At 72.5% G+C, this 23303-nt stretch carries 20 protein-coding genes and 1 pseudogene; 19 read left to right on the top strand and 2 right to left on the bottom strand.

Features of this window, described 5'->3' with window-relative positions; genetic code table 11:
• Nucleotides 1-616 precede the first annotated feature (616 nt).
• Both Vlu01_RS17195 and Vlu01_RS17200 read left to right on the top strand, forming a co-directional pair.
• A complete protein-coding gene (locus Vlu01_RS17195; RefSeq protein ID WP_239095959.1) occupies nt 617-1612 on the top strand; it encodes a tetratricopeptide repeat protein in 996 nt (331 codons plus the stop codon).
• A complete protein-coding gene (locus tag Vlu01_RS17200; RefSeq protein ID WP_204000479.1) occupies nt 1609-2622 on the top strand; it encodes an HAD-IIA family hydrolase in 1014 nt (337 codons plus the stop codon). The genes Vlu01_RS17195 and Vlu01_RS17200 overlap by 4 nt, the downstream gene beginning before the upstream one ends.
• A gap of 3 nt (nt 2623-2625) precedes the next feature.
• On the opposite strand, the gene Vlu01_RS17205 is transcribed toward Vlu01_RS17200, so the two are convergent.
• A complete protein-coding gene (locus Vlu01_RS17205; RefSeq protein WP_204000482.1) occupies nt 2626-2964 on the bottom strand; it encodes an SCP2 sterol-binding domain-containing protein in 339 nt (112 codons plus the stop codon).
• A 111-nt stretch (nt 2965-3075) separates the two neighbouring features.
• Between Vlu01_RS17205 and Vlu01_RS17210 the strand changes: the two genes are divergently transcribed.
• The 13 genes from Vlu01_RS17210 to Vlu01_RS17270 all read left to right on the top strand — a co-directional run bounded on the left by Vlu01_RS17210 (nt 3076) and on the right by Vlu01_RS17270 (nt 18271).
• Nucleotides 3076-3663, top strand: a complete 588-nt coding sequence (locus Vlu01_RS17210; RefSeq protein WP_204000485.1) for a phasin family protein — start codon at nt 3076-3078, stop codon at nt 3661-3663.
• A 22-nt stretch (nt 3664-3685) separates the two neighbouring features.
• Nucleotides 3686-3907 carry a hypothetical protein gene (locus Vlu01_RS17215; RefSeq protein ID WP_204000488.1) on the top strand — a complete coding sequence of 74 codons (222 nt, stop codon included), beginning with the start codon at nt 3686-3688 and terminating at the stop codon, nt 3905-3907.
• Nucleotides 3908-3923: 16 nt separating this feature from the next.
• Complete coding sequence (locus tag Vlu01_RS17220) at nt 3924-4781, top strand: TlyA family RNA methyltransferase (RefSeq protein WP_204000491.1); 858 nt, start codon at nt 3924-3926, stop codon at nt 4779-4781.
• A complete protein-coding gene (locus tag Vlu01_RS17225) occupies nt 4778-5662 on the top strand; it encodes an NAD kinase (RefSeq protein ID WP_204000494.1) in 885 nt (294 codons plus the stop codon). Before Vlu01_RS17220 ends, Vlu01_RS17225 begins: the two co-directional genes overlap by 4 nt.
• Before the next feature lie 57 nt (nt 5663-5719).
• Entirely contained in the window at nt 5720-7477 is a 1758-nt protein-coding gene (gene recN, locus Vlu01_RS17230) for a DNA repair protein RecN (RefSeq protein ID WP_204000497.1), read from the top strand.
• 117 nt (nt 7478-7594) lie between these two features.
• Nucleotides 7595-8773 (top strand): putative cytokinetic ring protein SteA, encoded by a 1179-nt coding sequence (gene steA, locus Vlu01_RS17235; protein ID WP_204000501.1) that lies wholly within the window; start codon nt 7595-7597, stop codon nt 8771-8773.
• A gap of 27 nt (nt 8774-8800) precedes the next feature.
• Nucleotides 8801-9742, top strand: a complete 942-nt coding sequence (locus Vlu01_RS17240; protein WP_204000504.1) for a copper transporter — start codon at nt 8801-8803, stop codon at nt 9740-9742.
• 82 nt (nt 9743-9824) lie between these two features.
• A complete protein-coding gene (locus Vlu01_RS17245) occupies nt 9825-10691 on the top strand; it encodes a hypothetical protein (protein ID WP_204000507.1) in 867 nt (288 codons plus the stop codon).
• A gap of 1 nt (nt 10692) precedes the next feature.
• The gene (murJ, locus tag Vlu01_RS17250) at nt 10693-12327 is read left to right on the top strand and encodes a murein biosynthesis integral membrane protein MurJ (protein WP_204000510.1); all 1635 of its coding nucleotides are present in this window, start codon (nt 10693-10695) and stop codon (nt 12325-12327) included.
• Entirely contained in the window at nt 12324-13499 is a 1176-nt protein-coding gene (locus Vlu01_RS17255) for a glycosyltransferase family 4 protein (RefSeq protein WP_204000512.1), read from the top strand. Before murJ ends, Vlu01_RS17255 begins: the two co-directional genes overlap by 4 nt.
• Nucleotides 13499-15796: a hypothetical protein gene (locus Vlu01_RS17260; RefSeq protein WP_204000689.1), complete on the top strand. Its 2298-nt coding sequence runs from the start codon at nt 13499-13501 to the stop codon at nt 15794-15796. The genes Vlu01_RS17255 and Vlu01_RS17260 overlap by 1 nt, the downstream gene beginning before the upstream one ends.
• A 136-nt stretch (nt 15797-15932) precedes the next feature.
• Entirely contained in the window at nt 15933-17669 is a 1737-nt protein-coding gene (gene pyrG / locus Vlu01_RS17265; protein WP_204000518.1) for a CTP synthase, read from the top strand.
• Entirely contained in the window at nt 17666-18271 is a 606-nt protein-coding gene (locus tag Vlu01_RS17270; protein WP_204000521.1) for an NUDIX domain-containing protein, read from the top strand. The genes pyrG and Vlu01_RS17270 overlap by 4 nt, the downstream gene beginning before the upstream one ends.
• Nucleotides 18272-18334: 63 nt before the next feature.
• Here the strand turns inward: Vlu01_RS17270 and Vlu01_RS17275 are convergent, their stop codons facing one another.
• Nucleotides 18335-18589, bottom strand: a complete 255-nt coding sequence (locus tag Vlu01_RS17275) for a TM2 domain-containing protein (RefSeq protein WP_204000524.1) — start codon at nt 18587-18589, stop codon at nt 18335-18337.
• A gap of 286 nt (nt 18590-18875) precedes the next feature.
• Between Vlu01_RS17275 and ald the strand changes: the two genes are divergently transcribed.
• The 4 genes and pseudogenes from ald to Vlu01_RS17295 all read left to right on the top strand — a co-directional run.
• Nucleotides 18876-19991, top strand: a complete 1116-nt coding sequence (gene ald / locus Vlu01_RS17280) for an alanine dehydrogenase (protein ID WP_204000527.1) — start codon at nt 18876-18878, stop codon at nt 19989-19991.
• A gap of 11 nt (nt 19992-20002) precedes the next feature.
• Complete coding sequence (locus tag Vlu01_RS17285) at nt 20003-20989, top strand: site-specific tyrosine recombinase XerD (RefSeq protein WP_204000692.1); 987 nt, start codon at nt 20003-20005, stop codon at nt 20987-20989.
• Between the two features lie 262 nt (nt 20990-21251).
• A complete protein-coding gene (locus Vlu01_RS17290) occupies nt 21252-22175 on the top strand; it encodes a ParA family protein (RefSeq protein ID WP_204000529.1) in 924 nt (307 codons plus the stop codon).
• Between the two features lie 154 nt (nt 22176-22329).
• Nucleotides 22330-23149, top strand: a pseudogene (locus Vlu01_RS17295) (segregation and condensation protein A); the annotation flags it as partial.
• Between the last annotated feature and the right edge of the window lie 154 nt (nt 23150-23303).

The raw sequence follows: 23303 nt of genomic DNA on the forward strand, positions 1-23303 counted from the left end.
TGAGCGCCGTGACGGTGGCTTCCGGGGTGGTGACCGCCGTGAGGGCGGGTTCCGTGACGGTGAGCGCCGTGACGGTGGCTTCCGGGGTGGCGACCGTCGTGAGGGCGGGTTCCGTGACGGTGAGCGCCGTGAGGGCGGTTTCCGGGGCGGTGACCGCCGGGACGGTGGTTTCCGCGGCAACGATCGCCGCGACAGCGGTGAGCGCCGTGACGGTGGCTTCCGGGGTGGTGACCGTCGTGAGGGTGGCTTCCGCGGCAACGATCGGCGCGACAGCGGCGGTGAGCGCCGTGACGGTGGCTTCCGGGGTGGTGACCGTCGTGAGGGTGGCTTCCGCGACGGTGAGCGCCGGGACGGTGGGTTCCGGGACCGTCGTGAGGGCTCCGGTGGTGAGCGCCGTGAGGGCGGGTTCCGCGATGGCGACCGTCGTGAGGGCGGTTTCCGGGGCGGCGAGCGCCGGGACGGTGGCTTCCGTGGCGACCGGGGCGGCGAGCGTCGTTTCGAGCGGCGTGACGACCGGGACGGATCTGGTTCGGCCGAGGACCGGCGTACGGAGGCGCCGCCGCTTCCTGACGAGATCGTCGCGACCGACCTGGACAAGGAGGTCCGCGCCGAACTGCTGTCGCTGGCGAAGCCGGTCGCGGAGACCGTTGCCCGGCATCTCGTGGCGACCGGGCAGCTGATCGACGAGGACCCCGCCGGGGCGCTGGCGCACGCACTGGCCGCTCGCCGGCTCGCGTCGCGGATCTCCTCGGTTCGGGAAGCTGTCGGCTTGGCTGCCTACCACGCTGGGGAGTGGCAGACGGCCATCGCCGAGCTGCGGACGTACCACCGGATGAGCGGTACGCAGAGCCACCTCGCGGTGATCGCGGACAGCGAGCGGGCACTCGGTCGACCCGAGCGTGCCATCGACCTGTTCCGGGGCGCCGACCAGGAGAAGCTGGCCCCGGCTGTCGCGATCGAACTGCTGATCGTGGCCGCTGGCGCACGCGGCGACCTCGGACAGCGGGACGCGGCCGTGGCGATGCTCCAGGTTCCCGACCTGACCAGCGACGCCGTGCAGCCGTGGACGGCACGGCTGCGGTACGCGTACGCCGACGCTCTGCTGGCCGTGGGACGTCGCACCGAGGCGCGGGAGTGGTTCTCCCGCGCGGCGGAGGTGGACACCGAGTCCGAGACGGACGCGGCCGAGCGGCTGCTCGAACTCGACGGTGTGGTCATCGAGGGCGACGACGAGAACGAGGCGACCGAGGAACTGGCCGCCGGCCCGTCGACCACCGCCGACGGTGACGACCCGGCCGACGGCGAGCCGGCATCCGACGAGCCGGCATCCGACGAGCCGGCATCCGACGAGCCGGAGGACGACGCGGCGGAGGACGACGCGGCGGTCGCGGACGAGCACCTGATCGACGATCAGTCCACCGACGATCACCTGGGCGTCGCGGAGCCCACGGACCAGCACCCGCTGCCCGCTGACGGTGGGCAGGTAGCGGTCGACGGTGACGTGGCCGATGCTGTGGCATCGGACAGCGAGGCCGCCCCGGAGCTTGCCGAGCTCGACGCGGATCGTCGCGAGGCGAACGGGACCGACGAGCCGGAGGCCCGGCAGCGATGAGCGGGGACCGGCTGGTGGACGGTTACGCCCTGGTCGTCTTCGACCTGGACGGGGTGATCTACCTGATCGACCAGCCGATCCCCGGCGCGGTCGAGACGGTCGCCCGGCTGCACGGCGAGGGCCGAGCGATCGCGTACGCGACGAACAACGCCTCGCGCCGTGCCGCCGACGTGGCCGAACTGCTGACCGGGATGGGCGTGCCGGCGCGACCGGAGGAGGTGCTCACCAGCGCCGCCGCAGCGGCACAACTGCTGGGTGAGCGCCTACCCGCCGGTGCGCCGGTGCTCGTGGTGGGAGCCGAGGCGCTCCGGTCCGAGATCAGCGAGGTCGGGCTCAAGCCGGTCACCACGGCCGACGAGGCTCCGGTCGCGGTGATTCAGGGATACGGCCCGCAGGTGGGCTGGGCCGATCTGGCCGAGGCGGCGGTGGCGGTACGGGCCGGCGCGACCTGGGTGGCCACGAACACCGACCGGACCCTGCCCAGCGGACGGGGACCGTTGCCGGGCAATGGCGCACTGGTGGCCGCGCTGACCACCGCGCTCGGCCGGGACCCGGATGAGATCGTCGGTAAGCCGTCGCCGGAACTGTTCGCCACCGCCGCCCGCCGGGCGGACAGTGGTCGTGCGGTGGTCGTCGGCGATCGGCTGGACACCGACATCGAGGGCGCCAACCGGGCCGGCCTGGACAGCCTGCTGGTCCTCACCGGTGTCAGTGACGCCGCCGAGTTGCTCGCCACGCCCGCCGAGCGACGACCGACGTACGTCTCGTGGGACCTGACCGGGCTCTTCGACCCCGAGGGTGTGGTGCGGGTGCCGGCGACGGACGCCGAGCACGGCGGCTGGCAGGTGACCACCGGGAGCGACGGCTGGGAGCTCTCCGGCTCGGGGCGGGCGCTGGACGCGCTCGCCGCGCTCTGCGCGGTGGCGTGGCGTAGCCACCCGTCCGGCCCGGTCCGACCGACGTCGCCGGAGGCGGTGCGGGCGTTGGAGCAGCTCGGCCTGGCAGCCTGACCGTCAGAGCAGCTTGCGCAGCTTCATCAGGTCGAACGGGTTCGCCTTGATCGATACGCGGCGGTTGGCGACCGCGCGGGTGACGTCGAGGTCGCCGCGCACCAGGGCGAGCAGGTCGTCGCTGGTGGTGCTGATGGCGATCTTCGCCTTCGGGTCGTCGCCGTCGGCGAGTTCCACCAGCCGTCCGCCGGTGATCCGACCGTGGAAGGCGGTCTCCAGATCGGTGATCCGGCAGGCCAGGGTGCGATCCAGATCCACGCGGTCACGGACGGTCTCCGCGTTGCGTTCGAGCCGGGCGGCCAGATCCTGCAACGCCTGCCGACACTCGTCCACCGTGGCCACCGATCGCCTCCTCGCCACACCACGTCGTCTCCCGGCACCGTACCGCACAGGGCGGTTCCGGCGGCCCGGTAGCGTGACACCTGCACAGCCGTCGGGCGAAAGGACTCAGGCATGCAGGACGCGTGGCGCGCCTACCTCGAACTGGCCATGGGCCTGACGGAGGCGCCCCGGAAGAAGGCGCAGGAGGCGGTACGCCGGGCGATGGGATCGACGGGAGCGACCGCGGCCCAACTCCAGACCCTCGCCGAGGAGTTGCGGTCGACCGGCGCGGCGAACCGTGAGGCCCTGACCAAGTTGGTGCGGTTCGAGGTCGAGCGGGCGCTCGGCGCGGTCGGCCTGGCCACCGCCGAGGAGGTCGCCGAACTGGACCGCCGGGTGCGCGAGTTGGAACGCCAGCTCCGGTCCGCTGCCGGAATGTCCACCGGCGGGGCCGCGCCAGGCACCGTGACGACCGCGGAATCCGTCGACACCGGCTCCGTCGGCACGCCACCGACCGCCGCCGCAACTCCACCGACGAAGGCGGTCGCGAAGAAGGCAGTGGCCAAGAAGGCGGTGGCCAAGAAAGCAGTGGCCAAGAAGGCAGTCGCGAAGAAAGCGGTAGCCAGGAAGACACCCGGCACCGTGGCGCGTACCGAGGATGCTGCGCCGAGGCCACGTCCGGCGAAGGCCGCACCGCCGCGCCCGGGCGGTGACGCGTGACCCGGCGACGGGACGTGGCGGCATGACCGCCCCACGACCTGGACCGCCGCCGGGCCCGCGCCCCGGTCCACCGCCGCAGCGCTGGACCGGCGCGGACGGGGAGGACGACGGCCATCCGGCGGTGGACGCCGCAGTGCAGGCGATCGCCAACGCCGCGAGCCTCAATCCCGCCGACCAGATCGCCCAGTACGAGGCCGCGTACCAGACGCTGCGGGAGACGCTGACCACCATCGACCAGGCCTGAGGAGGCACGTCCGTCCATGGCACGGCGTAACCGGTTGGACGCCGAACTCGTCCGTCGCGGTCTGGCCCGCTCCCGCGAACAGGCGGTCGCGTTGGTGGAGGCCGGCCGCGTACAGCTGCGTGGGGTGCCGGCCCGCAAGGCCGCCGCGATGGTCGATCCCGCCGATCCGCTGCTCGTCAGCGGTGCCGACCCCTCCTCGGAGTACGTCTCCCGGGGCGGGCACAAGCTGGCCGGCGCGCTGGCCGCGTTCACCCCCGGTGGGCTGATGGTGCAGGGGCGACGCTGCCTCGACGCCGGCGCGTCCACCGGCGGCTTCACCGACGTGTTGCTGCGCGCCAACGCCGCCGAGGTGGTCGCCGTGGACGTCGGCTACGGCCAGTTGGCCTGGTCGCTGCGCACCGATGCCCGGGTACGGGTCTTCGAACGCACCAACGTCCGGACGCTGACCCCCGAGGTGATCGGCGGCCCGGTCGACCTGACCGTCGCCGACCTGTCGTTCATCTCGTTGCGACTGGTGCTGCCGGCCCTGGCGGCCTGCACCCGGGCTGACGGTGATCTCGCGCTGATGGTGAAGCCGCAGTTCGAGGTGGGTCGGGAGCGCGTCGGTGCCGGTGGTGTGGTGCGTGACCTGGAACTCCGTGCCCAGGCGGTGCTGGATGTCGCTGCGGCGGCCGCGACGCTGCGGCTGGGGCTGGCCGATCTCGCGGCCAGCCCGCTGCCGGGGCCGAGCGGCAACGTCGAGTTCTTCGTATGGTTACGCCGGGACGCACCACCGGCCGACCCGCACCGGGTGCGGGCCGTGGTGACGGCCGGGCCGGGCGGCCCGGTGACGTCCGGCGAGTCGGACGAGGCGACGAGGGAGGTGGCCGGGTGACCCGTACCGCCCTGCTGGTGACGCACACCGGCCGTCGACGCAGCACCGAACACGCCCGTACGGTCGCCGCGGATCTGATCGCCGCCGGGTTCGAGGTGCGGGTGGTGGCCGAGGAGGCCGAGGACCTCGACCTGCCGGGCGTGGTGCCGGTGACCGGGCCGGAGACGGCCGAGGGAGCCGAGATCGTCTTCGCGCTCGGTGGGGACGGCACGTTCCTGCGCGCCGCCGAACTGGCCCGCCCGGCGAAGGTGCCGCTGCTCGGCATCAACCTCGGGAAGGTGGGCTTCCTCGCCGAGGCGGAGATCGGCGACCTCGACGTGGCGGTCCGCGACGTGGTGAGCCGCAACTACAGCGTCCACGAGCGGCTCACCCTTGACGTGACGGCGGAGTTCGACGGCGGACCGACCATCGAGTCGTGGGCACTCAACGAAATCAGTGTCGAGAAGGGTGAGCGCGCCCAGATGCTGGAACTGCTCGTCGACGTCGACGGGCGGCCACTGTCCCGGTACGGCTGCGACGGCGTGGTCTGTGCCACCCCCACCGGTTCGACGGCGTACGCGTTCTCCGGCGGCGGGCCGGTGGTCTGGCCCGAGGTGGAGGCGTTGCTGCTGGTGCCGATCAGCGCGCACGCGTTGTTCAGCCGGCCGCTGGTGACGGCCCCCACCTCCACCATCTCGATAACCGTCGACCCGTTCACCACCCTGGCGGTGCTCTGCTGCGATGGGCGACGGGTCTACGACCTGCCGCCGGGCGCCCGGGTCACCGTGCGGCGAGGCACCCTGCCGGTGCGGATCGTCCGGCTGCGGGACCGATCGTTCACCGCGCGTCTGGTGGCCAAGTTCGACCTTCCGGTGCACGGCTGGCGGGGCAACCGTCGCTGACGTCGGCGGTCGCGCCGGCTGGTCAAGTGTCGGGCCACGCGTCTACTGTCGGTTGCTGTGCTGGAGGAGCTACGCATCACCGGACTGGGCGTCATCGAGGACACGACGTTGCCGCTGACCGGCGGCATGAACGTCATCACCGGGGAGACCGGGGCCGGTAAGACGATGGTGGTGACCGGGCTCGGCCTGCTCTTCGGTGGCCGGGCCGACGCCGGTCGGGTACGCGCCGAACCGGGTCGTGCGGTGGTCGAGGGTCGGCTGCGTCTCGGTGGTCGGGTGGCCGAGACGGTGCACGCCCGGATCACCGACGCCGGAGGTGAGCCCGACGAGGACGGTTGCGTGCTGTTGAGCCGTACCGTCACGGTGGAGGGTCGGTCCCGAGCCCACCTCGGTGGTCGCGGCATGCCGGTGTCGATGCTCGGTGAGGTCGGTGAGCAGGTGGTGGCGGTGCACGGCCAGTCCGACCAGTTGCGCCTGCTGCGCCCGGCCGAGCAGCGGGCCGCGCTGGACCGGTTTGCCGGCCCGGAGCACGAGAAGCTGCTCGACGCGACGCGGGACGCGTTCACCCGCTGGCGTCGGGTGGTCGACGACCTGGCCGACCGGCGGCGTAACGCGCGGGAACGTCACCAGGAGACCGACCTGTTGCGGCTGGGCCTTGACGAGATCACCCGGGTGGATCCGCAGCCGGGCGAGGACGACGAGTTGAAGGCGGAGGCGCAGCGGCTGGAGCACGCGGAGGGTCTGCGTACCGCGGCCCAGCTGGCTCATCAGTGTGTGGCCGGCGGGTTGGAGGCCACCGACGACACGCCGGACGCCTCGACGCTGCTGGGCACCGCCCGGCGCACGCTGGAGGCGCAGGCCGGCACCGACGCGGCGCTCGGCGAGTTGGCCGTCCGGCTGGAGGAGGCGGCCACGCTGGTCGCCGACGTCTCGGTGGAGCTGTCCACCTACCTCGCCGGCCTGGACGCCGACCCGGCCCGGTTGCAGGCCCTGTACGAGCGGCGGGCCGCGCTGCGCGCGTTGACCCGCAAGTACGCCGACGACGTCGACGGAGTGATCGCCTGGGCGGAGCGGGCGCGGACCCGACTGTCCGAGCTGGACACCTCCGACGAACTGCTCGACGAGTTGGATCGGGAGGCGTCCCGGCTGGCCGGCGAGGTGGCCGAGCTGGCCGGCCGGGTGTCGGTGTCCCGGCAGGAGGCGGCGGCGCGTTTCGCCGAGCAGGTCACCGTCGAGTTGGCCGGGTTGGCGATGCCGCACGCCCGGATCGAGGTGGCGGTGCTGCCCCGACCCGCTGGCCGGGCCGAACCGACGCTGCCGGTCAACGGGGTCGATGTGGGCGTCGGGCCCGACGGCGGCGACGAGGTCGAGTTGCGGCTGCTGGCGCACCCCGGTGCGCCGTCCCTGCCGCTGCAACGCGGTGCCTCCGGCGGTGAGCTGTCCCGGGTGATGCTCGCCATCGAGGTGGTCTTCGCCGGTTCCGGCGGCCCGCCGACGCTGGTCTTCGACGAGGTCGACGCGGGCGTGGGTGGTCAGGCGGCAGTGGAGATCGGCCGGCGGCTGGCCCGGCTGGCCCGCAGCCACCAGGTCCTGGTGGTGACCCATCTGCCCCAGGTCGCCGCCTTCGCCGACCGGCACCTGGTGGTGGCCAAGGACACCGGTGGCGCGGTCACCACCAGTGGGGTGCGGGTGGTGGAGGACACCGAGCGGGCCCGGGAACTCGCCCGGATGCTGGCGGGTTTGCCGGATTCGGATCTGGGTATCGCTCACGCGGAGGAACTCCTGGCCGTGGCGGCCAGAGAACGGCGGCCCTGAGGCCGCGATGTGAGCGGAGGCACACCGGCCTTCGCCCAGATGTGTTTCCCTGGGTAGGCGGCCCTGCTCAGGCATGTCGCGACAGATTCGCCTGCCTCACATGCCAGGATGGTCACGATGCGTCTACCCACGTTGCGCCGGGCCCGGAACGCGGAACCGGGACGAATTCTCGGCACCGCGCGCCTCGACCGCCGTACGAAAAGGCTGGTCGGCCGGCTCCGCCCCGGTGACATCGCGGTCATCGACCACGTCGACCTGGACCGGGTCGCCGCCGACTCGCTGGTCGCGGTCGGTGTCGGCGCGGTGCTCAACGCCAAGCCGTCGGTCTCCGGCCGGTACCCCAATCTCGGGCCGGAGGTGCTGATCTCGGCGGGCATTCCGCTGCTCGACGACCTCGGTGAGGGCATCTTCGAGCGGATCCGTGAGGGCGACACGGTGCGCATCGAGGGCAACACCGTCTACCTGGACGACGATCCGGTGGCGCACGGCAGTCTGCAGGACGCCGAGAGCGTGGCCAAGGCGATGACCGATGCCCGGGAGGGTCTGTCGGTGCAGTTGGAGGCCTTCGCCGCCAACACCATGGACTACCTCAAGCAGGAACGCGACCTGCTGCTCGACGGCGTCGGAGTGCCGGAGATCGCCACCGAGGTGCAGGGCCGGCACTGCCTGATCGTGGTCCGGGGCTACGACTACAAGGCCGACCTGGACGTGCTCCGTCCGTACATCCGCGAGTTCAAGCCGGTGCTGATCGGCGTCGACGGGGGCGCTGACGCCCTGGTCGAGGCGGGCTACACCCCCGATATGATCATCGGCGACATGGATTCGGTCACCGACGACGTGCTGCGGTGCGGCGCCGAGGTGATCGTGCACGCGTACCCGGACGGGCGGGCGCCGGGGCTGCCCCGGGTCAACGGTCTCGGGGTGCCGGCGGTGACCTTCCCCGCGGCCGCCACCAGCGAGGACCTCGCCATGCTGCTGGCCGACGAGAAGGGCGCCTCGCTGATCGTCGCGGTGGGTACCCACGCCACGCTCGTCGAGTTCCTCGACAAGGGGCGCGGTGGCATGGCGTCGACGTTCCTCACCCGGCTCAAGGTCGGTGGCAAACTGGTGGACGCCAAGGGCGTCAGCCGGTTGTATCGGCAGAGCATCTCCGGGTCGTCGCTGTTGCTGCTGGTGCTCTCGGCGCTGGCCGCCATGGCCTCAGCGGTGGCCGTCTCCACCATCGGCAAGGCTTACCTGGGTGTGGTCTCCGAGTGGTGGGACAATTTCGTGTTCCAGCTCGGCCAGCTCTTCTAGCTCCCGACCGATCAAGAGGCTTCAAGCGTGATCAACTTCCGGTACCACGTGGTGTCCCTGACCGCGGTCTTCCTCGCCCTGGCGATCGGTCTGGTCGTCGGCACAGCCGCACTCAACGGCCCGGTCGCGGACTCGCTCCGGGAGACCGTCAACCAGCTGCGCAAGGACAACCAGCAGATGCGCCAGGCGGTGCAGAGCATGCAACGGGAGCTGGAGCTGGAGGAGGAATTCGCCGCCGAGATCGCCCAGGTGATGCTGCCGGGCACGCTCAGCGGCAAGCGGGTGCTGCTGCTGAGCCTGCCCACCGGCCGTGACCACACCGAGGGCGTGCTCAAGATGCTCCAGCTGGCCGGTGCCGACATCACCGGGCGGATCGACCTGCAGGACAAGTTCATCAACCCGGAGAACAACAACGACCTGCTCGAACTGGCGGTCACCGCGGCCCGACCCACCAGCGCGCCGACCGCGGGCCTGCCCGGCAACGGCCACGGCGTCGAGACGTCCAGCGCCCTGCTGGCCACCGTGCTGCTGGACCAGCCGGCCGGCACCGAGCCGGTCACCGAGGCCGACCGGCGGGCGGTGCTGGCCGCGTACGGCAACGCCAACTACCTGACCACCTCCGAGCGGGTCACCAAGGCGGCGGAGGCCGTCGTGGTGGTCAGCGGGCAGCCGTACGTGGACAAGGACTCCGCCAAGAAGGACGAGTCCGTGGTCAAGATCGCCGAACAGTTCGACCGGACCGGGGGAGTCGTGGTGGCCGGGAACGGCTCGGCCGGCGGCAACCTGGTGGCCTTCGTCCGGGGCGACGCGGTGCTGACCCAGACCATTTCGACAATCGACAACGCCAACACCGTGCAGGGCCAACTGGTCACCACCCTGGCGCTGGTGCAGCAGCTCAGCGAGCGCAAGGCCGGTCAGTACGGCGTCGGTGACAAGGCCGGTTCGCTGGTGCCTAGACTGCCCCAGTGAGCCTGGGGCACCCCCGGTGCCCGTTTCCGACGATCTCCGCCGGCCGGCGGGAGGGGATGGCGCGAGTGAGCGGGACGGCGACGTGACGGTTCTCGGTCGACTCCTGGCGGCCGGCATAGGGGCGGTCGCCTCCCGGTACGCGGTGCGCCAGATCCGTACCTCACCGGCCGCGCCGGCCCTGGAACGCACCAACTTCCGGGGCCGTACCGTGACCCTGGCCGCCGGCCCGGCACTGGCGCTGGGCGCCTCGGGTGCGGCGGCGTGCGCGGCGGCGAGTGTGCCGGCCGGGGCGGCGACCCTGGTGGCCGGGCTCGGTGCCGGCGCCGTGGGCCTCTACGACGACGTGGTCGGCGCTCGCCCGGAGCAGAAAACCGCCAAAGGTTTCACCGGGCATCTGGCCGCACTGCGGCAGGGCCGGGTCACCGCCGGCCTCGTCAAGATCGTCGGGGTGGGTGCGGCCGGTCTGGGCGCGGCGATCCTGCTCTCCGCCGATCCGCGGGTGGCCGGGCACCGTCGCCGACAGCGACAGGCCACGCTGGGACGGGGCGTCGACGTGCTGCTCGGCGCGGGTGTGGTGGCCGGTGCGGCCAACCTGGTCAACCTGCTCGACCTGCGCCCCGGGCGGGCACTGAAGTCTGGTCTGCTGCTCGGTGCGCCGCTGAGCGTCGGCCGGCACGGCGGGATCGCCTCGGGGGCCGTCGGTGCCGCCTCGGGGTTGCTCTCCGCCGACCTCGCCGAGGACGTGATGCTCGGCGACAGCGGCGCAAACGCCCTCGGTGCGGTGCTCGGGGTGGCGATGGCCGCCCGCACCGGCCCGGTCGGGCGGGCCGGGCTGCTCGCCGTCCTCGCCGGGCTCACCGCCGCCAGCGAGAAGGTGAGCTTCACGAAGGTCATCGCGAGCACGCCGGGGCTGCGTGAACTCGACGCGCTGGGCCGACGCGTCGACTGACGTGACCAGACCGGCCCCCCTCGCCGGCGCCGGCCGGGTGGCCGGAGCGGCGGCCCTCATCGCCGTACTCACCGTTGTCAGCAGGCTGGCCGGGTTCGGGCGTACCGCCGTGTTCACCTGGGTGGTGCAGGACAGCGACCTGGGCGCGATGTACCTGCTCGCGAACACCATCCCGAACATCATCTTCGAGATCGTCGCGGGTGGGGCGCTGGCCAGTCTGGTCGTACCGCTGCTCGCCGGTGCGGTCGCGGCGGGTGACCGGCGGACGGTCGCGGCGACCACCGGTGCCCTGCTCACCTGGACGGTGACGCTGCTCGTGCCGTTGGCGTTGCTGGTGGCCCTGGCCGCCGGCCCGATCATCACCGCGCTCGGCGACGGCCGGTCGGCCGAGGAACTGGCCTCGGCGGCCCGGATGCTGCGGGTCTTCGCACCGCAACTGCCGCTGTACGGCATCGGCATCGTGCTCACCGGCGTGCTCCAGGCGCACCGGCGGTTCGCCTGGCCGGTCATCGCCCCGCTGCTGTCCAGCCTCACCGTGGTCGTCGTCTACCTGATCTTCGCCGGGGCGGCCGGCACGGGAGCGAGCGTGGCGCAGGCCGGTCGCGGCGGTGAGCTGATCCTGTCGGTCGGTACCACCCTCGGCGTGGTGGTGCTGTCCCTGTCGCTGCTGATCCCGCTGCGTCGGCTGCGGCTGGCGCTGCGCCCCGGGTACGCCTTCCCGGCCGACGCCCGGGCCCGGGTGCGCGGGCTGGCGGTGGCCGGCGTGGTGACGGTCACCGCCCAGCAGGTGGCGCTGGCGGTGATCCTCTACCGGCTCTCCAGCGGCCGCACCGAGGCGTTCCAGGTGTTCACCCTGGCACAGACGTTCTACCTGCTGCCCTGGGCGGTGCTGGCGGTGCCGCTGGCCACCGCCGCGTACCCCACCCTGGCCGCGACGGCGGGCGCGGACGAGCGGACCTACCGGAAGGTGCTGTCGGAGACGCTGCGGGGGGTGCTGCTGTGCAGCTTCCTCGGTGCCGCGGTACTGGTCGGTGCGGCCGGTCCGATCGGCCGGTTCTTCCCGCTCGACAGCGACGCGACCGCCGCGGCGATCGCCGGGTACGCTCCCGGGCTGCTCGGGTACGGGCTGTTCGCGGTGCTGTCGCGCGCCTTGTACGCCCGCGGCGCGACGCGGGCGGCGACCGCCACCATCACCGCCGGCTGGCTGGCGGTGCCGCTGGTGTTGCTTCCCCTGTCGGCGGTGCTTCCGGTGGCCGACCGGGTGCTGGCGGTGGCTTTGGCCAACTCGGCGGGGATGCTGCTGCTCGGCGCGTTGCTGCTGGTCGCGGTCGCCCGCTCGGCCGGACGGGAAGCGCTCGCCGGTGCCGGCCGGGCCGGCGGTGCCGGTCTGCTGGCCGGTGGCACGGCCGCCGTCGTCGCGGTGGCGATGCTGCGGCTGCTGGACGCCGGGGGCGACCCCCCGGCGCGGTGGACGGCACTGATGCAGGGCATGCTGTCCGGAGTCCTGGTCACTGCCGTGTTCCTCGCCGTGGTGTGGCTGGTGGACCGGCAGGACCTGCGGCCACTGCTGACCGGGCTGGGTCGACGCCTGCGCCGGGCCCGGCCAGACGACCGGAAGGAGGAGTCGGTCCGGTGAGTGCGACTGATGGGTCGGCGGCCGTTGCGGGCCGGCCGGGCACGGTGCTGCTGCTCCTGGCCTCCAGCACCGGCGGGGTCGGTCAACACGTCCGGTCGGTGGCGCGAGGGCTGGCCGCGGCCGGGCAGCCGGTGCTGGTCTGCGGGCCGGCGGCGACCCAGGACCAGTTCGACTTCGTGGCCGCCGGCGCCCGGTTCCAGCCGGTGGAGATCCCGGCGAACCCCACTCCCGCCGACGCCCGCGCGGTCAGCGTGCTGCGCCGGCTGCTCGTGGCCGAGCAGGTCAGCGTGGTGCACGCGCACGGGCTGCGCGCCGGGCTGGTGGCGGTGCTGGCCCGGCCGGCCGCCCCGCTCGTGGTGACCTGGCACAACGCGGTGCTGGCCGGCGGGTTGCGTGGCAGCCTGTCCCGGCTGGTGGAGCGGGTCGTGGCGCGGGGCGCCCGGGTCACTCTCGGCGCCTCCGCCGACCTGGTGGCGCGCGCCGTCGCGCTGGGTGCGGCGGATGCCCGGCTCGCCCCGGTCGCCGCTCCCGAACTCCCCGCGCCGCGCCGCCGCCGGGCCGCCGTGCGCGCCGAGTTCGCGGTCGCCGCCGACCAGCCGCTGATCCTGTCGGTGGGTCGGCTGCATCCGCAGAAGCGGTACGACGTGCTGGTGGATGCCGCCGCCCGGTGGCGGGAGCGCACTCCGTCGCCGGTTGTCGTCATCGCCGGCAGTGGGCCGGCGTACCTGCCGTTGGCCGCCCGGGTCAGTGCTGCCCGGGCACCGGTCATCCTGCTGGGGCACCGCACCGATGTGGCCGACCTGCTCACCGGCGCCGACCTCGCGGTGGTCACCAGCGACTGGGAGGCGCGTCAACTGTTCGCGCAGGAGGCGCTGCGGGCCGGCGTACCCCTGGTGGCGACCGCGGTGGGTGGGCTGCCGGACCTGGTCGGTGACGCGGCGGTGCTGGTGTCACCAGGTGATGTGGACGCGGTCGACGCGGCGGTACGTGCCCTGCTGGACGACGAGACCGGTCGCGCCGAGCTGGCGCGGCGCGGCGCGGCGCGGGCGTTGACCTGGCCGACCGAGGCGCAGACCCTGGCCCACCTGCACACGCTCTACGCCGAGTTGGCCCCCGGTCCGGCCGGACCGGCCACGCCGGACGCCGACGCACCGTCGACGGGACGCCGGTGATGCTGCGCCGTATCACTCCGATCCTGCTCACCCTGGTGGTGGTGGCGCTCGCGGTCACCGCGCTGGCGGCCCGCCCGCAGAGCCCACCGGCCCGACAGAGCGCCGACTACGTGGTCCTCGTCGGGGTGGCCGGGTTGCGCTGGGACGACGTGGACGCGCAGCGTACGCCGACGCTGTGGCGGCTGGCCCGTGAAGGTTCGATCGGGTCGCTGTCGGTGCGGTCCGCGCACCGCCCCACCTGCCCGGTCGACGGGTGGCTGACCCTCGGCGCGGGGAGCTTCGCCGCCTGGCCGGGTAGCCGTGGCGTGGACGGGCAGTGTCCGCCTGTCGACGTGACGCTGGAGCAGCCGGACGGTATCGGGGCGAACCTGCCGGAGCAGGAGAGCGTGGCCCTGCACAACCAGGAACGGTTGCCGTGGGGGACGGTGCCCGGTGCGCTGTCGGAGTCGGTGCGGTGTTCGGTGGCGGTCGGACCGGGCGCGGCGGTGGCCGCCGCCCGACCGTTCGGTCGGGTCGACCGGTACGCGCCGACCCTGCCCGCGGAGCCGGCCGGGCTGCTCGGTTCCTGTGTGCTCAGCATCGTCGACCTCGGCGCGGTGGAGGGTGCCGATCCGGCGGTGCGGGCGGCGGCGGCAGCAGCCGTGGACGCCCAACTGGCCCGGGTGCTCGACGCTCGCCCCCCGCGCTCGCTGGTGATCGTCGCCGGGGTTTCCGACACCGAGCGGCCTTCCCGACTGCACGTGGCGGTCGCGCACGGACCGGGCTGGGAGGAGGGCTGGCTGACCTCGCCCAGCACCGGTCGCCGGGGCTACCTGCAACTGATCGATCTGGCGCCGACCGCGCTGGTGGCGTTGGGACGTCCGATGCCGGACCGGGCGTTCCTGGGCCGACCCACCGAGTCCGTCGGTGGCCGGCCGGCCGACCTGTCCGCCGCGATCGCCGAACCCGCGGACGCGGACCGGGAGGCTGCCGCCCAACGGGAGGTGGCCGGCGGGTTCTTCGTCCTGCTCGCGGTGGTGCAGGTGGCGCTCGCCGTGGCGGTGCTGCCGCTGCTGCGCCGGGCCCGTCGGCACGCCGGTCCGTACGGGCCGAAACCGGTGCCGCGTCCGATGGTGGCGACGGTGGAGGTGCTGCTGATCGCCGCCGCGCTCGCGATACCGGCGGCGTTGCTCGCCGAAGCCGCGCCGTGGTGGCGCTTCGCGCATCCGGCGGCGTCGTTCGCCGGGCTGACGGCCGTGCTGCTGGCCGCCACGACGCTGCTGGTGCGGCTCGCTCCCGGTTACCGCACCACCCTGGGACCGCTCGGCGCGGTGGCCGGGTTGACCACGTTGGCCGTCGGCCTGGACGTCGTCACCGGTGCCCGGTTGCAGCTCAACGGGGTGGTGGGCTATTCCGCGCTGGAGGGTGGTCGCTACGCCGGGCTCGGTACCGTCGGGCTCGGCGTGTTCGTCGCCGCCGCGCTGCTCACCGCCGGCTGGCTCGCCCAGCGGGTACGCCGGGGTTGGCGACCGATCGTCATGGTGGTCGTGGGCGGGGCCGCCGTGGTGGTGGTCGGCAGCCCTTACCTGGGTGCCGACTCGATCGGCGCGATCGCCCTGACCGCCGGAGTCAGCGTGGCGGCGGCGATCAGCGCGGGTGGCTGGTTGACGTTGACCCGGCTCGCCTGGGCGACCATGGCCGGGCTGGCCGTGACGGTCGGGTTCGCGGTGGTGGATCTGGGCCGGGCCCCGGCGGAGCGGGGCAGCCTCGGCCGGTTCCTGGCCGCGCTCGGCGACGGCACCGCCGGGCTGACCGTGCAGCGCTCCGGTGCCGCCAGCTTCGAGACGCTGGTCAACAGTCCGTTGACGGTGTTGGCGTTGGCCGGTGCGCTGTTGGTCTGGTTCGCGCTGCTGCAACCCTGGGGCGGGCTCATGCGACTGTTCGGCATCTATCCGGCCATCCGGGCGGCGATGACGGGCACCGCGGTGGCGGCGGTGATCGGTGGGCTGCTGGGTGCCGCCGCGCTGGATGTGGTCGGTGCCGCGGCTGCCGTGGTGGTGCCGATGGCGGCGCTGTCCGCGCTGCGGGTGCTCGACCATTCGGCGGACCGGACCCGGCCGGCAGCGGACCGTCCCGCCGACGGGTCGACCGACGGCGGGCCGACCGGGTCCGGATCGACCGGGTCCGGGCCGACCGATGGCGGGCCGATAGGCGGCGGACCGACCGGGTCCGGGCCGACCGACGGGGGGTCGACTGCCGGTGGGCCGACCGACGGTGGGCCGGACACACGGTCGTCGGCCGAGGTCGCGAGCGGGTGACCCGGTGGTGCTACCTGGGTGCGGCACCGGCGTGCCATCGGGGAGGTGTTACCGTGGAGTCCCGTGGATCGCGTGATCACTTCGCTGATCGGCTCGGCGGTCTGCACGACCGCGACGGACGACACGGGAGCAGGCCTTGGCCCCTTCAGCACGGACGACCAGGCACATATTCGTCACCGGGGGCGTCGCCTCCTCGCTGGGTAAGGGGCTGACCGCCTCCAGCCTCGGCAACCTGCTCACCGCGCGCGGACTGCGCGTGGTGATGCAGAAGCTCGACCCGTACCTCAACGTCGACCCGGGCACGATGAACCCGTTCCAGCACGGTGAGGTCTTCGTGACCGAGGACGGCGCGGAGACGGATCTCGACGTCGGCCACTACGAGCGTTTCCTGGACCGGGCGCTCTCCGGCAAGGCCAACGTCACCACCGGCCAGATCTACTCGGACGTGATCGCCAAGGAGCGGCGCGGCGAGTACCTGGGCGACACGGTCCAGGTGATCCCGCACATCACCAACGAGATCAAGTCCCGGATCCTGGCCATGGCCGACCTGGACGACGACGGTCGTACCCCGGACGTGGTGATCACCGAGGTCGGCGGCACGGTCGGCGACATCGAGTCGCTGCCGTTTCTGGAGGCGATCCGTCAGGTGCGCCACGACCTGGGCCGGGACAACTGCTTCTACCTGCACGTCTCGCTGGTGCCCTACCTCGCCCCATCCGGGGAGCTGAAGACGAAGCCCACCCAGCACTCGGTGGCCCAGCTGCGCAGCATCGGTATACAGCCCGACGCCATCGTCTGTCGCTCCGACCGGGACATCCCGGACAAGCTCAAGCACAAACTGTCCCTCTACTGCGACGTCGACGCCGAGGCGGTGATCGCCGCGCCGGACGCGCCCAGCATCTACGACATCCCGAAGGTGCTGCACCGGGAAGGGCTCGACGCGTACGTGGTGCGTCGGCTCGGCCTCTCCTTCCGCGACGTGGACTGGGACGGCTGGGACGACCTGCTGCAGCGGGTGCACCAGCCGCGGCACACCATCACCGTCGCCCTGGTCGGCAAGTACGTCGACCTGCCCGACGCGTATCTGTCGGTCAGCGAGGCGATCCGGGCGGCCGGCTTCGGCCACCGGGCCCGGGTACAGCTGCGGTGGGTGCCCAGCGACGACTGCGTCACGCCGACCGGCGCGGCGGCGGCTCTGGCCGGGGTGGACGGCATCGTCATCCCCGGCGGGTTCGGCGTGCGCGGCATCGAAGGCAAGATCGGCACCGCCCGGTACGCCCGGGAGAACGGCATCCCGCTGCTCGGGCTCTGCCTGGGCCTGCAGTGCATGACCATCGAGGTGGCCCGGCACCTGGCCGGTCTGGACGGCGCCAACTCCCTGGAGTTCGACGCCGAGGCGGTGCACCCCGTGATCGCCACCATGGCCGACCAGCAGGACATCGTCGCCGGCAAGGGCGACCTGGGCGGCACGATGCGGCTGGGCGCGTACCCGGCCACGCTCACCGAGGGGTCGATCGTCGCCGAGGCGTACGGCAGCACCGAGGTCAGTGAACGGCACCGGCACCGGTACGAGGTGAACAACGCCTACCGTGACCAGCTCGTCAAGGCGGGGCTGCACATCTCGGGCACCTCACCGGACGGTCGGCTGGTCGAGTTCGTCGAGCTGGACCGTGACCTGCACCCGTTCTTCGTGGCCACCCAGGCGCATCCGGAACTCAAGAGCCGTCCCACCCGACCGCACCCGCTGTTCGCCGCCTTCGTCCACGCCGCGGTGACGTACTCACAGGCCGACCAGCTTCCGGTCGACCTGGACAGCGCCGCCGAGCGGGCCCACCACAACGGTGCCACCGCACCGGCGACGTCGGCGTCGTGAGCGCGGTCGAGCACCGCTACGAGGTGCGCTCGCGGGAGCTGCGCTATCGCGGCCGGATCTTCGAGGTGGTCTCCGAGGAGGTGACCATGCCCGGTGGTGGCACCGCCACCCGGGACCTGGTGCGGCATGTCGGTGCGGTGGCGGTGGTGGCGCTCGACGACGCCGGTCAGGTGGTGTTGATCCGGCAGTACCGCCAACCGGTGGGGCGGCGGCTGTGGGAACTGCCGGCCGGGCTGACCGATGTGACCGGGGAGGACCCGGCGGTCACCGCGGCCCGGGAGCTGGCCGAGGAGGTGGACCTGGTCGCCGGTCGCTTCGACGTCCTGGTCGATCTGCACAGCTCGCCCGGGTTCACCGATGAACTGGTCCGGGTCTTCCTGGCTCGCGACCTGGCCGACGTGCCGGCGGAGGAACGCCACGACCGGCACGACGAGGAGGCCGACCTGCAGATCGTCCGGATCGACCTGGACGAGGCGGTCGGTATGGCGCTGGCCGGTGAGATCACCAACGCGTCCTGTGTGGCCGGGCTGCTCGCCACCGCCCGGGCCCGCAACGCCGGCTGGTCGGCGCTGCGCCGGGCGGACGCACCGCTGCCGAGCTGAGACGGAGCACGCGACACGCAGGGGCCGGGCGAAAATCGCCCGGCCCCTGCGTGATGTCAGTGATCAGTCGCGCAACGGTCGCCCATGTGCGTCGACGCCACCGTTGACCAGGATCAGGATGCCGTCGATGAGGCCCCAGAGGCTGCCGATACCGCAGGTCACCAGGGTGACGATGAGCTGGATGACGCCCGTCTTGGTGTCGCCCATGTAGAACCGGCCGACGCCGAAGCCGCCCAGCAGGATCTGCAGCACACCCGCGACGATCTTGCTCTTGTCGGAAACGCCCTGGGGATACCCGGGCTGAGGGGGATAGGTCATGAGGCGACACAATAGTGATCCACGCGATGGCCTGCGTTACCGGCATGCCCGAAGTGGGACGATGACGCCGAACCCTGTCCTGACGGCTGAGGTGACACTCCACCGAGGGGCGCGCCTACACCTGACACTTCGTCAACGTCCACGACCAGCAGGTGTCACAGTGCAAGCTCCGGTGCCGGATCGGCCCGCTTAAACTGCCGCCCACGGGACGGTTGTCTGTGGCGGCAAAGGGGCCACCACACTCCGCATGGTCGGGGCAGCGGTCCGGCGGAGAGAGGTCTGCATCGTGAAGGTCGGCATCCCACGCGAGGTCAAGAACCACGAGTACCGGGTGGCGATCACGCCCGCAGGCGTCAACGAGTTCACCCGCAGTGGACACCAGGTCTTCATTGAGGCCGGCGCCGGGATCGGGTCGAGCATCACCGACGAGGAGTTCGCCGCCGCCGGAGCCAAGATCCTGGAGAGCGCCGACGAGGTCTGGGACGCCGCCGACCTGGTTCTCAAGGTCAAGGAGCCGGTGGCCGAGGAGTACCACCGGATGCGCGAGGGGCAGGTGCTCTTCACCTACCTGCACCTGGCCGCCTCCCGGGACTGCACCCAGGCGCTGCTCGACCGGAAGGTGACCGGCATCGCCTACGAGACCGTCGAGCTGCCGGACCGGTCGCTGCCGCTGCTCGCCCCGATGTCCGAGGTGGCCGGTCGACTCGCCCCGCAGGTCGGCGCCTTCCACCTGATGCGTACCGGTGGTGGCCGGGGGGTGCTGCCCGGCGGCGTCTCCGGCGTCTACGCGGCCAAGACCGTGGTCATCGGCGCGGGCGTCTCCGGCATGAACGCCGCCGCGATCGCCCTCGGCCTGCAGTCCGAGGTGCTGCTGCTGGACATGAACGTCGGCCGGTTGCGGCAGGCCGACGCCATCTACCGGGGGCACCTGCAGACCGTCGTCTCCAACGCGTACGAGATCGAGCGGGCGGTCCTGGACGCCGACCTGGTCATCGGCGCGGTGCTGGTGCCGGGTGCGAAGGCACCGAAGCTGATCTCGAACGAGCTGGTCTCCCGGATGAAGCCGGGCAGCGTGCTCGTCGACATCGCCATCGACCAGGGCGGCTGTTTCGAGGACTCGCGGCCCACCACCCACGCCGACCCGGTCTACCGGGTGCACGACTCGATCTTCTACTGCGTGGCGAACATGCCCGGCGCGGTGCCGAACACCAGCACCTACGCGCTGACCAACGTCACCCTGCCGTACGCCCTCGAACTGGCCAACCACGGCTGGCGCGAGGCGTCGCGCCGCGACCCGGCGCTGGCGTTGGGTCTGAACACCCACGACGGCCAGGTCGTCTATGGTCCGGTCGCCGACGCGCACGGCCTGTCCACCCAGCCGTTGGCCGAGGTGCTGGCCTGACCGACGAACGGCTGAACCCGGACGAGGCCGGCGGGGGCGACCAGCCCGCGCCGGCCCTGCGCCGTGCCGTCCGCGGCTATCTGGACCACCTCACCGTCGAACGTGGACTCGCCGCGAACACGCTGGCCTCCTACCGCCGGGACCTGGACCGCTACCTCGGTTCGTTGGCCGACGCCGGGGTGAGCGACCTGTCGGCGGTGTCCGCCGGCGAGATCGAACGCCACCTGGCCCGGCTGCGTGCCGGCGCCGACGGGCACCCGCCCCTCGCGGTCTCCTCGGCCGCCCGCGCCGCCAGCGCGGTACGCGGACTGCACCGGTTCGCGCTGCGCGAGGGCCTGGCCGCTGCCGACCCGAGCCGCGACGTGCGGCCCCCCGCCGCGCCCCGACGGTTGCCCCGGGCGCTGCCGGTCGACGACGTGGTCGCCCTGTTGGAGACCGCCGGAGCGGTCGACGCGGCCGGAGACGCCGCGCCGTTGACGCTGCGCAACCGGGCGCTGCTGGAATTCCTGTACGGCACCGGGGCACGCATCTCCGAGGCCGTCGGCACCGCCGTGGACGACGTGGACCTCGACGACGGGGTGGCGGTGCTGCGCGGCAAGGGCGGTCGGACCCGCCTGGTGCCGATCGGCGGGTACGCGCTGCGGGCACTCGGTGCGTACCTGGTGCGCGCCCGTCCGGGGCTGGCCGCCGCCGGCCGGGGCACCCCGGCGATCTTCCTCAACGCCCGGGGTGGCCCGCTGACCCGGCAGGGCGCCTGGACGATCCTGCGTCGCGCCGCCGAACGGGCCGGGCTGACCGTCGATGGCCCACAGGCCGTGTCCCCGCACACGTTGCGTCACTCGTACGCCACCCACCTGCTCGACGGCGGGGCCGACGTGCGGGTGGTGCAGGAACTGCTCGGGCACGCCTCGGTGACCACCACCCAGGTCTACACCCTGGTCACCGTCGAACGACTGCGCGAGATCTACGCCACCGCGCATCCGCGCGCCCGGAACTGACCGTCGACCGTCACCGGCCGTACCTGACCCGCCGGGTGACGGTTCGGTGACAACCTGATCCGGCCGGTGGGATGGCGGCATGACCTGGCAGTGGCCGTTGCCGCCGGCCGACACGCCGAGCGGGTCCGAACGGCCTGCTGGCCGGTGGCGTACAGTCGGCATCGGCGCGTCCTCGCGGAGGAATCGCCGGGGTGCCAGCGGCGCCGCAAGGACGCCGGCGGCTCCGACGCCGGATGGTCGTCGGAAGGGGGCAACGAAGGACATGGCTGGCAACGGTGACCGTGCCGAGACCTGGACGTCGGAGCTCCGCGAGCAGCAGAACGCCCTCGGCTCGGATCTGGGCCCGGCCGATCCGGCTGCCTACACCATGCGTAAGCCGATCCCCGAGCCGATGCCGACCGACCGGCACGGTCCGGCCCGCATCATCGCGATGGCCAACCAGAAAGGCGGGGTCGGTAAGACGACCACGACCATCAACCTCGGTGCCGCGCTCGCCGAGTACGGTCGCAAGGTGCTGCTGGTCGACTTCGACCCGCAGGGTGCCCTCTCCGTCGGGCTGGGGGTCAACCCGCACAACCTCGACCTGTCGGTCTACAACCTGCTGATGCAGGACGATGTCACCGCCGAGGACGTGCTCATCAAGACCGACGTGGCGGGGCTGCACCTGCTGCCGGCCAACATCGACCTCTCCGCCGCCGAGATTCAGCTGGTCAACGAGGTCGCCCGTGAGATGGCCCTGGCCCGGGTGCTCAAGAGCGTCCGCAAGGAGTACGACTACGTCCTGATCGACTGCCAGCCGTCGCTGGGTCTGCTGGCGATCAACGCGTTGACCGTTGCGCACGGAGTGCTCATCCCGCTGGAGTGCGAGTTCTTCAGTCTGCGTGGCGTGGCACTGCTGCTGGACACCATCGACAAGGTGCGCGAGCGGCTGAACTTCGACCTGGAACTCGAGGGCATTCTCGCCACCATGTACGACAGCCGCACCACGCACTGCCGTCAGGTGCTCCAGCGGGTGGTGGAGGCGTTCGGCGACAAGGTCTACCAGACGGTGATCACCAAGACGGTGAAGTTCCCCGAGTCCACCGTCGCCGGCTCGCCCATCACCACGCTCGACCCGGCCTCCTCGGGTGCCCGCAACTATCGTCAGCTGGCCCGCGAGGTGATCGCCGCGCAGGCCGAGCGGTAGGAGGCGCTGAAGCGAGGTGTCCCGACCGTGGACTACCGTCGTCGGCGTGAGCGCCCCGCCCCTCGACCCGACCGCCGCGGCGGATCCGCCGCCCGTGGTGGCTGACCCCTCCGCGTCGGTCTCCGCTGTCGAGCCGACGGGCAGCGCGGATCCGGTGGCCGACGTCGTGTCGGCGGAGGCGGCCGAGCCGACGGACGGCACCGGCTTCACCGTGCGGCTGGCCAACTTCACCGGCCCGTTCGATCTGCTGCTGCAGTTGATCGGCAAGCACAAGCTCGACGTCACCGAGGTCGCCCTGCACCAGGTGACCGACGAGTTCATCGCCTACATCCGGGCCATGGGCGACGACTGGGACCTGGACGAGGCCAGTGAGTTCCTGCTGATCGCCGCGACCCTGCTCGACCTGAAGGCCGCCCGGCTGCTGCCCGCCGCCGAGGTCGAGAACCCGGAGGATCTGGCCCTGCTGGAGGCGCGGGACCTGCTCTTCGCCCGACTGCTGCAGTACAAGGCGTACAAGGAGGCGGCGGCGCACATCGCCGCACTGGAGGAGGTCGGCGGGCGGCGCTACCCGCGCGCGGTGACACTCGAACCCCGCTACGCCGAGGCACTGCCCGACCTGGTACTCGGCATCGGTCCGCAACGGCTGCTGAAGCTGGCGGTTCGGGCGATGACCCCGAAGCCGGTGCCCGAGGTGTCCGTCGCCCACGTGCACATGGTCCGGGTCAGTGTCCGGGAACACGCCGGCATCATCGCCGAACGGCTGCGTCGGGCCGGCACCGCCAGCTTCACGCTGCTCTGCGCCGACTGCGAGGCCACCCTGGAGGTGGTCGCCCGGTTCCTCGCCCTGCTGGAGCTGTACCGGCAGGGTGTGGTGGCATTCGTCCAGGAACAGGCGTTGGAGGAGCTGACCGTCCGCTGGACCGGCCCGGCCGACGCCGGTCCGGCCCTGACCATCGACGAGTACGCCGGCACACCGCCCGAGCCGCCGGCGGACGGCAGTTCGACGCAGAGGAGTCCCGGCAGTGCCGGCACCGGTACCGACGCCGCTACGGCCGACGGTGCCGTCGGTGCCGGCGGTGGCGCTGCGGCCGAGGGTGCCGGCGGTGGCGCTGCGGCCGACGCTGCCGG

The organism is Micromonospora lutea (genome assembly GCF_016863535.1).
Lineage (GTDB): Bacteria > Actinomycetota > Actinomycetes > Mycobacteriales > Micromonosporaceae > Micromonospora > Micromonospora lutea.